This window comes from Bacillus sp. EB106-02-03-XG38 (assembly GCF_058792175.1).
In genome coordinates this window covers 1,087,154-1,101,016 of the sequence record NZ_JBYTED010000001.1, presented here as the reverse complement: position 1 = coordinate 1,101,016, position 13,863 = coordinate 1,087,154, and the positions used below count along the sequence as shown (strand labels likewise).

At 36.5% G+C, this 13,863-nt stretch carries 14 protein-coding genes; 8 read left to right on the top strand and 6 right to left on the bottom strand.

The window, feature by feature from the left end; translation table 11 throughout:
• Nucleotides 1-72 precede the first annotated feature (72 nt).
• The 3 genes from AC3WTI_RS05710 (at nt 73) to AC3WTI_RS05700 (ending at nt 2,041) form a co-directional block, all read left to right on the top strand.
• On the top strand, nt 73-660 hold the full coding sequence (locus AC3WTI_RS05710; protein WP_097841271.1) for a hypothetical protein: 588 nt from the start codon (nt 73-75) through the stop codon (nt 658-660).
• A 76-nt stretch (nt 661-736) separates the two neighbouring features.
• A complete protein-coding gene (locus AC3WTI_RS05705; RefSeq protein WP_087955922.1) occupies nt 737-1,441 on the top strand; it encodes a nucleotidyltransferase domain-containing protein in 705 nt (234 codons plus the stop codon).
• A 204-nt stretch (nt 1,442-1,645) separates the two neighbouring features.
• Nucleotides 1,646-2,041 (top strand): VOC family protein, encoded by a 396-nt coding sequence (locus tag AC3WTI_RS05700; protein ID WP_087955924.1) that lies wholly within the window; start codon nt 1,646-1,648, stop codon nt 2,039-2,041.
• 139 nt (nt 2,042-2,180) lie between these two features.
• Here AC3WTI_RS05700 and AC3WTI_RS05695 read toward each other — a convergent pair whose 3' ends face one another.
• Nucleotides 2,181-2,783, bottom strand: a complete 603-nt coding sequence (locus AC3WTI_RS05695) for a hypothetical protein (protein ID WP_142305871.1) — start codon at nt 2,781-2,783, stop codon at nt 2,181-2,183.
• Between the two features lie 248 nt (nt 2,784-3,031).
• Here AC3WTI_RS05695 and AC3WTI_RS05690 point away from each other — a divergent pair, with 248 nt between their 5' ends.
• Nucleotides 3,032-3,535, top strand: coding sequence for a GNAT family N-acetyltransferase (locus AC3WTI_RS05690; protein ID WP_087955928.1), 504 nt, complete (start codon nt 3,032-3,034; stop codon nt 3,533-3,535).
• A 120-nt stretch (nt 3,536-3,655) separates the two neighbouring features.
• Here AC3WTI_RS05690 and lsrF read toward each other — a convergent pair whose 3' ends face one another.
• The 4 genes from lsrF to AC3WTI_RS05670 are packed head-to-tail and all read right to left on the bottom strand — an operon-like array spanning nt 3,656 to nt 7,327.
• Entirely contained in the window at nt 3,656-4,438 is a 783-nt protein-coding gene (gene lsrF / locus AC3WTI_RS05685; RefSeq protein WP_087955929.1) for a 3-hydroxy-5-phosphonooxypentane-2,4-dione thiolase, read from the bottom strand.
• Between the two features lie 6 nt (nt 4,439-4,444).
• Nucleotides 4,445-4,807 carry a cupin domain-containing protein gene (locus AC3WTI_RS05680; RefSeq protein WP_000909986.1) on the bottom strand — a complete coding sequence of 121 codons (363 nt, stop codon included), beginning with the start codon at nt 4,805-4,807 and terminating at the stop codon, nt 4,445-4,447.
• A 25-nt stretch (nt 4,808-4,832) separates the two neighbouring features.
• Nucleotides 4,833-6,395, bottom strand: a complete 1,563-nt coding sequence (lsrK, locus tag AC3WTI_RS05675; RefSeq protein WP_142305872.1) for an autoinducer-2 kinase — start codon at nt 6,393-6,395, stop codon at nt 4,833-4,835.
• Nucleotides 6,395-7,327 carry a sugar-binding transcriptional regulator gene (locus tag AC3WTI_RS05670; RefSeq protein WP_097841274.1) on the bottom strand — a complete coding sequence of 311 codons (933 nt, stop codon included), beginning with the start codon at nt 7,325-7,327 and terminating at the stop codon, nt 6,395-6,397. Before AC3WTI_RS05670 ends, lsrK begins: the two co-directional genes overlap by 1 nt.
• 197 nt (nt 7,328-7,524) lie before the next feature.
• Between AC3WTI_RS05670 and AC3WTI_RS05665 the strand changes: the two genes are divergently transcribed.
• The 4 genes from AC3WTI_RS05665 to lsrB are packed head-to-tail and all read left to right on the top strand — an operon-like array spanning nt 7,525 to nt 11,982.
• Nucleotides 7,525-9,006, top strand: coding sequence for a sugar ABC transporter ATP-binding protein (locus AC3WTI_RS05665; RefSeq protein WP_142286478.1), 1,482 nt, complete (start codon nt 7,525-7,527; stop codon nt 9,004-9,006).
• Nucleotides 9,003-9,956 carry an ABC transporter permease subunit gene (locus AC3WTI_RS05660; protein ID WP_087955935.1) on the top strand — a complete coding sequence of 318 codons (954 nt, stop codon included), beginning with the start codon at nt 9,003-9,005 and terminating at the stop codon, nt 9,954-9,956. Before AC3WTI_RS05665 ends, AC3WTI_RS05660 begins: the two co-directional genes overlap by 4 nt.
• On the top strand, nt 9,953-10,942 hold the full coding sequence (locus AC3WTI_RS05655; RefSeq protein WP_142286477.1) for an ABC transporter permease: 990 nt from the start codon (nt 9,953-9,955) through the stop codon (nt 10,940-10,942). Before AC3WTI_RS05660 ends, AC3WTI_RS05655 begins: the two co-directional genes overlap by 4 nt.
• Complete coding sequence (gene lsrB, locus AC3WTI_RS05650; RefSeq protein WP_086390613.1) at nt 10,939-11,982, top strand: autoinducer 2 ABC transporter substrate-binding protein LsrB; 1,044 nt, start codon at nt 10,939-10,941, stop codon at nt 11,980-11,982. The genes AC3WTI_RS05655 and lsrB overlap by 4 nt, the downstream gene beginning before the upstream one ends.
• A gap of 46 nt (nt 11,983-12,028) precedes the next feature.
• Here lsrB and AC3WTI_RS05645 read toward each other — a convergent pair whose 3' ends face one another.
• Entirely contained in the window at nt 12,029-13,531 is a 1,503-nt protein-coding gene (locus tag AC3WTI_RS05645; protein ID WP_097841275.1) for a malate:quinone oxidoreductase, read from the bottom strand.
• Nucleotides 13,532-13,863 lie beyond the last annotated feature (332 nt).

Genomic DNA, 13,863 nt, shown 5'->3' with positions numbered 1-13,863 from the left:
TAAACAAATATCCTCTTTTTTTGATTTATAGTAAAATGTGGATGTGATATATGTTTTATTGTTTCGTTATAAATGGAGGTAAATGAAGTGAAAAAAATGTTACTAATGGCAGCTTTAGCAACTACATTATTATCAGCGTGTGGTAATAATAGTGTGAAAGAAGAAGTATCTAACAATGAGGAAGTGAAACGTGAAAATAGTGCAAAAATAGTAGAGCGGAAGGAGTATGTCATTATTGATAAGAAGTATAATGACATATTCCTAAAAGATGCTAACTCAAATAAAGAAGATAGTGTGAAAATAAGTTTAAATGATTTAAATCCAACAAAATGGGAGGCACCTGTAAGAAACGGTATCCCAGATATAGGTGATCATATTTCTTTAGAAAAAGAAGAGGGTAAATATACACCTACATTAGTAAAAGATCTTGTTGGTGAAATAAAGTATGATGGTACAATTAAATATAAAATTTTAGAAGCAACTAATAAATCAGTAAAGTGGTTACCGCTAAATAAAGAGAACGATGGAGGGTATGTTCCGCCAGAGATGGTAAAAGTAGTGAATGCTTCTAAAATAAAAGCAGGAGATATTGTTACGATTCAAGATAAAACAAAAAGCAGTAAAGACGCAATTGTATATGAACTGACAATCGTTGAATAAGTATAGAAGATTATAAGAGAAGTACAATATATTTAGGTAAGGAATAACTCCATAAAACAATGTTTGGAGGTTACAAATGTTAGAAATACAAACATCTATTAAACATGAACAACATAAAAAATTAGTGCCAATAATATTGGCTGAATTCTTATCTTTAGATAAGGTAAATGGATGTATGCTTATTGGATCTGTCGCAAGAGGGGATGCATATCCTGATTCGGATTTAGACTTATATATTCTTTTAGAGGACGGACAAAAGAAGAAATTTCATTCTGAAATGAGAGAAGAAACTTTAGTTGAATATAAGTATGCAGATGTTAATCAAATACTAGTAAACTTTCAAAACAATCCGATGGAACTATACTCATTTTTAGAAGGGGAAATTTTATTTGATAAAAGCGGCGAGTTGAAAAGATTAAAGGAAATAGCTACCTATGAATTTGAAAACTATCGTGTTTCTAGTGATAAAGTGAAAGGAATATCTCATTGGTTGCATAGTTCGCTCATTAAAATTCAGTCTGCTTTAAAAGCAAATGATGAGTTAAAGGCTTCGTACATCGTTCATACGTCAACGTGGACATTGTTAGAAGGGATATGGGTTATTAATAATAAGCCAGTACCTCCAGCTGGATCTGTTTTAAGGTATATTCAAACGTTACCGAATAAACCAATTCATTTAGATGAGTTACTTAATAAACTATTTTTAGGAGATACAACAGAGCGAATCCCTTCAGCAATTTTCCTAATTGAGTGGGTTCTACACAATCTGGAAAATAAGTAATGAGGCTATTTTATATAGATAAATTAATGTTTCACGTCGAACGGTTTATATAATTACAGTCATAAAAAAACGTTCTAGGCTATGGAGAAAAGTATTAGACTTATAAAGCATAGTCTTAGATGGAACGCTTAAATATCTTACCTTGCATATTTAAGTGTTATGAAAATGAGTCTACATACCTTCTGCTTTAAAGGAGATGAGTGAATGAAGTTAAATCATTTGAATCTATGTGTTGATGATTTATCAGAAGCGAGACATTTCTTTGAAACATTTTTTGATTTTCAATTTTTGGAGCAAAAGGGAAAGGCACTAGTAGTAATGAGTGATGAGAGTGGATTTATACTTGTGCTAAGTGATCCAAAAGCATTTAAGGGGAATATGGAAGTTATGTATCCAGAAGCTTTTCATATTGGTTTTTTAGTGGATACTTCAAGTGAAGTTGATCAAGCATATAATCGATTAGTAGCTGGTGGCATTGAAATAGAAAAGGCACCGTATGCAATGAGAGGTAGTAGTTATGGTTTTTATTTTTCAATGTTTAATGGACTATTAATTGAAGTGTCCTGCCTTGACTATAAAGGTGGTAAGAGAGTTCAATAGCGTTCACAAGAGTAATTGTTTGAAGATGTAAATATAGCCCCTTATCCAGTTTGGAAAGGGGCTTGATTATTTTAAGGGACATAAAAGTAAAAATAAACGGATTTTAGTCAGCCAAATGACTTGTGAGACAACTTTTTTATTAATCTATCTGAATCTCAAATTCAAGCACAGCTTGATCTTTCCTAAACGGCATATTGAGTTCTTTAAATCGTAAGCTTATTCCAGACGAATTCTCAGGAAGGGCAGGAGATATAACGAAATGATGACTAAAATGTCCATCAGTGCCGCCACCACCTTCTGGCCAGCAGTCATATGTATCATCTATTGATAATTGGAAGAAACTATGAGGCTTATTTTCATTAAAAACTTCATCAGTGGAATCCCAATCGCTATATAAATACACTACACTAGCATTTGCATACTGCCGAATAAAAGTTACCGTATACATGATACCATTATGTTCATGCGTTTTAAAAACAGGTATATGTTTTTTGAATGTAGTTGGTTCGACGCGAGGTTTAAATTCACCTTCGTCCATCATAGAAGAGAATAGTGAATTTAAATAATCTGGATAAAATCCGTATTGCTTTGCCCATTTATAAATAGCTTCATCATGTGGAAAACCTGGATCACCACCTGAAAGTTCTTTCCGTTCTTTTAATAGTGCACAAATTTTTTCATCGATCGTATATAATCTTTCATCATAATAATCAGTAGGGCGTTCAAAACTTATTCGTTGCATAATCATTCCTCCTTTTCTTTATTTTAACAAAAAAGAAAGGACGATACATTTTTATAAATATTAATTGTAAATGTAAGATCATTCATAACTCAAATATTGTAGATAAAAATGCAGTCTGATAACAAGGTCTATTTTGCAGAGGAATTGATTATGCATAAAATAATAATAATGTATGAATCAAGTAGTTTTCCCATATGGTAAAGTACGAAACTATTATAAGTAAGTGATATGAATAGGAGGTTACCACTATGACAACTGAATTTAAAGATATGGCGTTCCAGTTAAAAACGGAACGACTCGATCTGAATATGTGGGAGGAATCTGATGCAGTCTGGCTGAGACAATTAATTGGTGAACGTGGTGTGGACATGCCAACCATTGAATCTGTTCGTAGCTCTCTTATCGAAATGCGCAAGAAAGCAACTGAAAATGGTATTTCTCTTCTTACTATACGTAGGCGAGAAGAAGGGGATTTTATCGGATACTGTGGCTTAATCATCGGTCGTTCCACGCTTGAAGAGCCAGAGATTGCTTATGAGTTGTTCCAACATGCTCATCGCAAAGGTTATGCGACAGAGGCAGCATCAGCGGTGCTTGAGGCAGCGATTGCTACAGGTCGCCAAAGACTTTGGTCTACTGTAGGCGCTTGGAATACGGCGTCTTTTCGGGTATTAGAAAAGATAGGGTTTAAGCGACATCACAGTACGTGGGGGGAGCGCGGTGAGATTGTTTGGAATGTGCGCGATCTGTAGAAGTCTGATCAAATTCGGAACGATAAAAAATATACAAGAAAGCCCATATGTTAGATTACTAAGTAATCTAACATATGGGCTTTTCTTTATGGTAAATATTGATTTTGTTTATATTTTAGCTTAGTTTTTTACATCTTCAAATAATTGAAGTGCCTCTTTCACATTCATTCCATTCTTCACAATACCATGAATCGCTTGAATCATCGCAGCAGGATGTTCAGATTGCCATATGTTTCGGCCCATATCTACGCCAATTGCGCCTTCTTGCAGTGCATTGTACGTAATGTTTAATGCGTCTTCAATCGAATCTAATTTTGGTCCACCAGCAATTACAACTGGGGCAGGGCAAGTACTTGTAATTTTTTCGAATCCTTCGCAGTAATACGTTTTAATAATGTCAGCCCCCATTTCAACGCATACGCGGGAAGCGAGTGCTAGAAAGCGTGCTTCACGTTTTTGTAATTCTTTCGCAACAGCGGTAATACCGAGTACTGGCAAACCGTAATCATGAGCTTCTGAAACTACATTTGCGAGATTTGAAACTGTTTGTGTTTCATAATCGGATCCGACGAATACAGAAACACCGACGCCAATTGCGTTTTGTTTTACTGCTTCTTTTACTGGTGTAACAATTGTTTCATTCGCTAAATCTTTACCGACGACAGTAGCTCCGCCTGAAACACGCATAACCATCGGTGTGCTGCAGTTTTCAGGAATACAGGAGCTAAGTACACCGCGCGTTAAAAAGAGAGAATCTGTATAAGGAAGTAAGTTTTTAACTGTCTCAAGTGGCTGTTCTAGCCCGTGAATGGGTCCTAAAAAGTAGCCGTGATCTATCGCTAACATAACCGCTCTGCCATCAGGTAAAATTGTATTTAATCGATTTTTAAATCCCCAAGTCATTTGAAATCACTCCTTCGTTAATGTTGGATTTTCCGTTTGTACCGTATCTTTATTTGGTAAATGTGGTGACTTAATAAAAACTGCTTTAAAAGGTTTGTCAGAATGGTTAATAAGATAGTGAGATTCATGAGGGCGAACTTGCAACACATCGCCTTGTTTAATTGGAACTCTTTCGTTATTCACATAGAAATCTATTTCACCTTCTAAAGCATAAAAGACTTCCTCACAAGTTGTATGATAGTGGTTTTGAAACTCCTGCCCAGGCTGAATGACAACAAGGCCAAGATCAATATTCGGACCTTGTATTAAATATTTCGGCCCGTTATCACCGAAGCGATAGGAGAAATCATTTTCATTCGCTTTTAACATACATTTCACTCCTTTATGTAATGTGTTACAGTGCACCAGGCGCAATCCACATATGTGAGGTGAGCCCTTTATCCGCTAAAGAGAGTTGACTGTCATACACAGTTTTCCATGTTTCATAGAATTCTTGATATAGTTCATGATTTTCAGTAATTGGTTCGAATGTATGCTCCCACTGTACAAACTGTTCAGCAGTTTCTTCCATAGATGAATATATGCCAGCGCCAACTCCAGCAGCAATCGCAGTTCCTAAAGCAGCTGCTTCTTTCACAACTGGTACTTTTACAGGGATACCGAGTACGTCTGATAAAATTTGTGGCCATAGTTTTCCTTTAGCAGCACCGCCAGCAAAAATAACTTCAGAAGGAAATGTACCTGTGAGATTTTCTATTAATTTTAAGTTACCAAGTGTAACGAAGGCAGCATTTTCTTCAATAGCACGGAACAGTTCTTTCTTACCGCATTTGTCAGCATCTAAACTTAAATTTAGAAAAGAAGGTGCGGCATGACGCCAAGAAATGTAGTTCATAACGTTTGAAAAGGTAGGGATAATGCCATGTGAACCGACAGGTACGTCTTTTGCTTGTTCTTCTAATAATGCATAAGTATCTACACCGAGTTTGTCAGCAATCTTCTTTTCCTCATGGCAAAAAGCGTCTCGAAACCAGCGCATAACAAGGCCTGGGAAAAAGGCAATCGTTTCATATTGCCATAGGTTAGGTACGACGTGACAATTTACTCGAATGGAAGCATTTGGATCCGTTATTGGCTCAGTAACATTCACTTCTTGTTGCCAAAAACTACCGCCGCATATTAATGTTTGATTAGGTCTAACTACTCCTGTTCCAAGTGATGCCATTTGTGCATCTCCGCCCCCGGCAACGACAGGAATTCCTTCACGTAATCCAGTTAATGCCGCACACTCTTTTGTAACATTGCCAATTACTGTACCAGCTTCATTTACTGTTGGTGAAAATGGTAAAGTTAGACCGCATTCTTTGGCGACATCGTTGTCCCACACTCTATTTTGTAAGTCAAAAATACCGGACGTACATCCATTTGAGGCATCGATTTGCAGCACGCCGCTTAGTTTATATAAAATCCAATCGTTTAACATCGTAAAAGAATAAATGTTGCTATAGACGTCTGGTTCATGTTTTTTAATCCAAAGTAGGCGGGGTAAAGCACCTAATGAAAAAGTTTGACCAGAACTTGTATATAAATCTTCTTCAAGATGTGACCGAATTTCTTTTAGTTCACTAACTTCAGCTGATGCGCGACCATCAACATTTGCACATGCCCAAATCTCTTGCCCACCTTTATCATATAAAACAAAACCTTCTCGCATACTAGTAGCGCTAATAGCTAGAATAGAAGAGGGAGAGACATTACTTCTTTGTAAAACTTCTTTCGTGCACTGTTGTACTAGCTTCCAGTTCTCTATTACATCAAAATTCATAGAACCTGGGTAACGAGGATCCGTGTTATGAACCCATTCTTTTTGACTAACCGCAATTTGATTACCTAATAAATCAAAAAGAACAGCTCGAATGCTTCCTGTACCAGCATCAAAAGCTAATAAATGAGACATTAACAATCACCATCCTTTCGTAATAAGGAGAGGGCCGTTTCCTCATCGGTAATTAATGTATGAATAAATCTCCCCTTTAAAGCACCAAAAATTGCATCTATCTTTTCTGTACCTCCAGCAACACCAACGACATGCTTCATTTTGCGTAGAATAGAGAGCGGCGTACCAATTAGTCGATTATGATGCGGGAGGTTTAATAAATCACCATCCGTATTATAAAACTGCCCTAAAATATCGCCTGCTCCGTTTTGACTTCGAATATATGTCATCTCACGAAGTGTTAATTTTTCTTCTTTTACAATCGTAGCGTCTTGAGATAGTCCGCCAATACCGACAACAGCTGTATGAGCAAGTGAAGCGACATGAAGCATATCTTTTACACTCGGTTCTGATAGAATACTTTGTGCCATTTCGGTTGTAGATGCTAGAAATGGGGTAGGGATAATGTGAAAATCGCCTTGCATGTAGTGAAAATAATTTTGTTTTCTCGGGAGATAGTGATTTACTCCTCCAGTTAGCGTTACGATTGAAAGATTAATAGAACTTTCAAAATGAATGTTTTCTAGCATTTTGCTAATCGTTTCGCCCCATCCAATGCCGAGTAAATCACCTTGCTGGAGCTGAGTTTCTAAATATTGTGCAGCAGCTTTTCCGAGAGAAGTGTGATAATTGTCTATTGGAGTAGGGATTATGAAAGCATCTTTTAAGTGGAATTTTTTCATTAGGTCACGCTCAATACTTAAACAGTGTAAACCAGTCCCTTTTACGTGAAATGTAACGATACCGTCACTGCGCGCCTTCTCTAATAACCGAACAACTTTATTTCTTGAAATGTGAAGAAGTGAAGCGATCTCCTGTTGTGTTAATTGGTCTTTATAATAGTACCAAGCTACTTTCGTTAATAAATTCTCTTCAAAGTTTAGCTGTGTCATACTCTTCATCCCTTTCAACAATTGACCACTGCTTAAACATATGTGCCACATATTTTGTTTATTCCAATTGAAACGATTAATAATAAGTGGAAAAAAGTGTTCTAGATATGAAAAAAGGAATATACAATGCTACAAAACAAGTAGAACAAATAATCATTTTCTCAAAAAATGTTCTGGATGAAGGCAGGTGACATCATGTGGAGAACGTACCTTTATTACATGTGAAAAAAATTAGTAAAGCGTTTTTAAATCAACTTGTGCTAAAAGAAGTGAACTTACAAGTAGAGCGTGGTGATATATACGCTTTAGTTGGAGGAAATGGTGCTGGAAAATCAACATTAATGAAAATATTAACGGGGTTATATTCGTATGATAGTGGAGAAATGTATGTAAAAGGAATGAGGAAACAGTTTGTAAATCCGAAAGAAGCACATCGAGAAGGGATTTACTTAATACCACAAGAACCGCTCATTTTTCCGCATATGACCATTGAAGAAAATATATGTATCGGACTAAAAGGGAAGAAAAAGGAATTAAAAGTAAAGATTCAGCAATTGATGGACAGTTTAGGATGGGATATTGACCTTAAAGAATTAGGAGGATCACTATCCATTGCGCAGCAACAATTAGTAGAAATCGTTAGAGGGTTAATACGGGAAGCCGAGATTCTTATTTTAGATGAGCCAACATCGACATTAACAACTCACGAAATAAAGAGTCTTTTTGTGCTGATGAAAAGTTTACAAGAAAAAGGAATTGGCATGATATATATTACGCATCGCTTTCCAGAAATCTTTAAAGTTGCCAACAAAGTAGCGATATTACGTGATGGAATGATTGTAAGCCAAGGGGATGTACGTAACTATACATATGACATGCTAATGGAGGGGTTATTACCGAAAGGGTATAAACAAGAAGAGAAAAGAGAAGTAGTGCAAGAGACAAAAGTAACGAAAAAAATATTAGAAGTAAATAATATAACGAGTCACGCATTCGAAAATATATCATTTACTGTACATGCTGGGGAGATTGTAGGCATTGCTGGCATTGTTGGATCAGGTAGAACGGAATTAGCAGAAGCCATATTTGGATTGAAGTCTATAAAATCAGGTTCTATTTTATTAGAAGGAAAATCAATTGATTCATGCTCTTTGCATAAAAGACTTAGCGAGGGATTAGTTTATGTGCCAGAGGATAGAGCAAGAAATGGAATTTTCTCAATTGCATCAGTTAAAGAAAATATGACTGCAGCAAATTTACATCAGAATAGTCGCTTTTTCATTAATCAAGAAAAAGAAAGCGCTTTAGTAAATTCGTTTATAGAACAGTTCCAAATTGTTGTACAGAATATGAATAAAGAACTGGCATCTTTATCAGGAGGTAATCAGCAGAAGGTCGTGCTTGCAAAGTATCTCGCATGTAATCCTAAATTTATTATTCTTGATGAACCGACTCGCGGAATTGATGCAAAAGCAAGGATTGAAGTATATGAGACGATAGAAAAGATGAAAAGGGAAGGACTCGCAATATTATTAATCTCTTCCGATGTTGAAGAAATTGTTCAATTAGTAAACCGTGTATATGTAATGCGAAATGGACAATTTGTTTCTCATTTAGAGAAACAAAATATGACTGTAGATGAAGTTACACGTCTTGCATACGGAGGTGTAACGGAATGAAACGTATGTATAAAATGCACGAAACATCTATCATCCTATTATTACTCATTTACATTGCCATTGTCGGAGTGATAAATCCAAGTTTCGTTCAGTTTAACTCGCTATCTTTAGTGATGAAATCAAGCGTTATACTAGTTTTGCTAGCAATTGGCCAATCGTTCGTCTTATTTACGAAAAATATAGACGTTTCAGTTGGTTCAATTATGGGGTTAAGCGCAGCAGTTTGCGGGATGTTGTTATCGGATGGATATCATGCATTTTTGTCCATATTTGCTGCTATTTTACTTGGCTCTATTCTCGGTTTTATAAACGGTATTGGCGTTGCAAAGTTTCGGATACCAGCCATTATTATGACATTAGGTATGTTAGGGGTCATTAGAGGTGCGATGTTAATTTTCACAGGTGGAAAGTGGATTGAAGATATACCAAATGATTTTAAGCAACTGTCATCTATCGTCATACTTGGTTTGCCAATAATTGTATGGGTTGTTCTTTTTATTTTACTACTACTATATTTCTATTTAAGGAAAGTGCCTTTCGGAAGGTACTTTTATGCAGTAGGTGATAATGAAGATGGCGCAAGACTCATTGGTATACCTGTTAATAAAGTGAAAATATATGCATTTATGATTTCAGGCATAAGCGCCGCGCTCGCTGGTTGCATATTTGTCATGAATATCGGGTTCGTTCCAAATCAAACAGGGACCGGGATAGAACTACAGGTTATCGCAGCTGCTGTATTAGGAGGAGTTCATTTAAAAGGAGGAACGGGTTCTATAGTTGGAGCTGCATTAGGAGCGATATTTTTAGAAGTGATAAGCAGTTCACTCGTCTTTTTAAAAATACCAGCATTTTGGAATAATGCTATTTCAGGTTTCTTATTATTACTAATCGTCATATTAGATAGTGTTATGAAAAAGTGGAAGACAGAAAGGAGGATGAATCTATGAAGTATTTATACAAATGGGAAGCTGTTCTAATCGTATTACTTCTTTTAGAATTCATTCTCTTTAGTTTTATAAATAGTGATTTCTTAAATGTTAGTAATCTCCTTTTTAGTACAAATGATTTTCTCTTTATCGCAATCGCGGCGATACCAATGACTTTCGTTATTGTAACAGGAGGAATTGATGTATCGGTCGGCTCCATAATGGGACTCACTTCGATCTTGATCGGTGTACTTTGGATGAATGGAATACCTATTTTGCTAGCAGTCATAATAACTCTTATTATCAGTTGTTTAGCAGGAGCTTTAAACGGAATCATTATAAAAATGACAGATGTGGAGCCACTTGTCGTTACACTTGGAACGATGTTTTTATACGGCGGAATTGCACTCGTCATTTCAGGAGGGGCAGGTGCTTCTGGATATGAAGGGATAAGTGGTTTACCTGACGCATTTGTACAGCTGGCAAACGGTAATTTTATAGGAATACCGAATTTATTATGGCTACTGATTATATTAACGATTTTATGCACTATATTGTTTCACCACACCATATATGGGCGCCACTTAAAATTAACAGGTGCGAACGAAAATACAGCAAAATACACCGGGATTAAAACGAAAAAAGTAGTCATCATCGCTTACATACTTTCCGGGTTAGGAGGTGGATTAGGAGGCGCTTTCTTAACTGCATATTTCGGCTCCGCGCGTGCTGATATGGGAAGTGAAACGATTTTACCAATCATTACAGCAGTCGTATTAGGCGGGACACTTATTACAGGGGGAAAAGGAAGTATTATCGGTACTGTACTGGCGAGTATTTTTATAGGGCTCATGCAGTATGGCTTGCAAATGACGGGTTTAACAAATGAACAATCTAACGTAGTTATTGGTATTATTCTTATTCTTTCAGTTATTATGAGACATTTCAAATTACATCAATTCAAACCGGGGAAAAGAAAGAACTTGCATAAGGGGGAAATGTCATGAAGAGAAAACTGGGGATTGTATTAATAGTGTGCATTTGTTTAATTGGTTTAATCGCTTGCTCTAGTCAAACGGCAGATAAGAAGAAGGCAGATGATGTGAAATTTGCCTTTATCCCGAAACTAACTGGAGTTGGCTTCTTTACATCGGGCGGTGAAGGAGCAAAAGAGATGGGAGATAAGTTAGGCGTACAAGTGAAATATGATGGACCGTCTGAAGCAAGCGTATCTGGGCAAGTGAAATATATAAACAACTTTATTAATCAAAACTATGATGCACTTATGGTCTCTTCTACATCAGTAGATGGTCTATCGCAATCGTTGCAACGTGCTAAGAAAAAAGGTATGACGGTGTTAACATGGGACTCTGATGTCAATCCGAAAGACCGTTCATTTTATATAAGCCAAGGAACACCAGACCAACTTGCTAATTTATTAATTGAAATGACTTCCAAACAAATTGGAGATAAAGGAAAAGTAGCATTCTTTTATTCTAGTCCAACAGTAACGGATCAAAATCAATGGGTAACGAAAGCGAAAGAAATTATTAAAAAGAAATATCCGAACTGGGAAATTGTAACGACGCAGTACGGTGAAAATAATGCGCAAAAGTCTTTATCAGTAGGGGAGAACATATTAAAAACGTACCCAGATATTAATGCAGTCATTTGCCCGGATGCAACGGCACTACCAGCAATGGCACAAGCAGCTGAAAACTTAAAAATGGATAAAAAAGTTGTTGTAACTGGTTTTTCCACACCAAACGTTATGCGTGATTACGTAAAACGAGGAACAGTGCAACAATTTGGATTATGGGATGTAAAACAACAAGGTGCACTTGCAACGTATGTAGCAAATGAAATAGTAGTAAAAGGGAAGAAGTTAAAAGTAGGGGATAGCTTCGAAGTAAAAGGAATCGGAAAAGTGAAAGTAGAGCCAAACTCTATCCAAGGTTACGATTATGAGGCAGAAGGAAACGGAATTATCATATTGCCAGAGCGAGTTGTATTTACGAAAGAGAATATTGATAAATATAATTTTTAGTAACGAAAAAACGTCCGAATATATCGGACGTTTTTTAATTTCTTCATTAGTTATGAACTGTTTCTTTTTCATTTAATCCAAGCGTACGCCCAGTCGAAGTGTGAAGGTCTTGGAACAATCTTGGATTTTCAGTTAGTGAAATGCCGTAAGAAGGGATCATTTCTTTTATTTTTCCTTCCCATTCTACCATGCGGCTTGGGAAACATTTTTCTAATACTTCAAGCATGACGTGAACAGCAGTAGAAGCACCCGGTGATGCACCTAGTAATGCAGCAATTGATCCATCAGCTGCACTAACAACTTCAGTACCGAATTGAAGTGTACCTTTACCTCCAGCATCAGTATCTTTAATTACTTGCACACGTTGCCCAGCAACTACAATATCCCAATCTTCACTTTTCGCGCTCGGAATGAATTCGCGTAATTCTTCCATACGTTTTTCATGTGATAACATAACTTGCTGAATTAAGTATTTTGTTAATCCCATTTCTTTTACACCAGCAGCTAACATCGTTAAGACGTTATTCGGTTTTACAGAACCGATTAAGTCAAGGTTTGAGCCAGTTTTTAAGAACTTAGGAGAGAACCCTGCGAACGGTCCAAATAGTAAAGCTTTTTTATTGTCTATATATCTCGTATCAAGGTGAGGTACAGACATTGGCGGAGCGCCAACTTTAGCTTTACCGTATACTTTCGCATGATGTTGCTCTACAACTTTTTGGTTTTTACATACCATAAATAGTCCACTTACTGGGAATCCACCGATATGTTTTGATTCAGGGATACCAGTTTTTTGTAGTAGAGGTAGACTACCGCCACCGCCACCGATAAAGACGAATTTTGCAGTGTGATGCTCAATTTTACCACTATTCATATCGTGTACTTTTACTTCCCACAAACCATTCTTCGTGCGTTTAATATTTTCGACACTATGTTTGTAGTTTAGCTCGACATTTTTCGTTTGTAAGTAATCAAACAACATACGTGTTAATGCACCGAAGTTAACATCTGTTCCAGAGTCAATCTTCGTTGCAGCCATCGGTTCGTTTGGTGTACGTCCTTCCATAATGAGTGGAAGCCATTTTTTTAATGTTTCAGGAGCATCGGAAAATTCCATACCTTGAAACAGTGGATTTTTTGAAAGCGCTTCAAAACGGTTTTTTAGAAACTCAACATTTTTTTCACCTTGTACTAAACTCATATGAGGTAGAGGCATAATAAAATCTTGTGGATTGCGAATCAATTTGCTTTTTACAAGATATGCCCAAAATTGTCTTGAAAGCTGGAATTGCTCATTCACTTTTACAGCCTTACCAATATCTATAGATCCGTCAGATTTTTCGGAAGTATAGTTCAGTTCGCATAGCGCAGAATGCCCTGTACCTGCATTATTCCATTCATTAGAGCTTTCTTCCCCGGCACTTGCGAGTTTTTCAAAAACTTTAATTTCCCATTCAGGTGCTAATTCTTTTAGTAATGAGCCCAACGTTGCACTCATAATTCCTGCACCAATTAAGATAACGTCTGTTTTTTGCTGCATGTTGCTCATGATAATCTCTCCATCCCCTATATTGGCAAAAAAGAGTAGGTGTTTTCTATGTCTAAGCCGTAAAAGAGAAACACCGCCTAGGCCCCACCTAGGTATTTACCTTTTTTGTCTCAATTGTATAACCATCTCATACTCTATTATAATAATTAATAGACTAAAATATCTAGTGTTATCTGATAATTTTAAACTATTTAACGTTTTATTCGCCAAAAATCTTATTTAACAAGCTCTTTTAAGGTGATAAATAGAAAAAAATTACAGTTTGAAATTATCCCGAAAAAGCTTACGTATACGAAAGTGGGTAGAATGGATATCTTTTTATGGGAATTTTA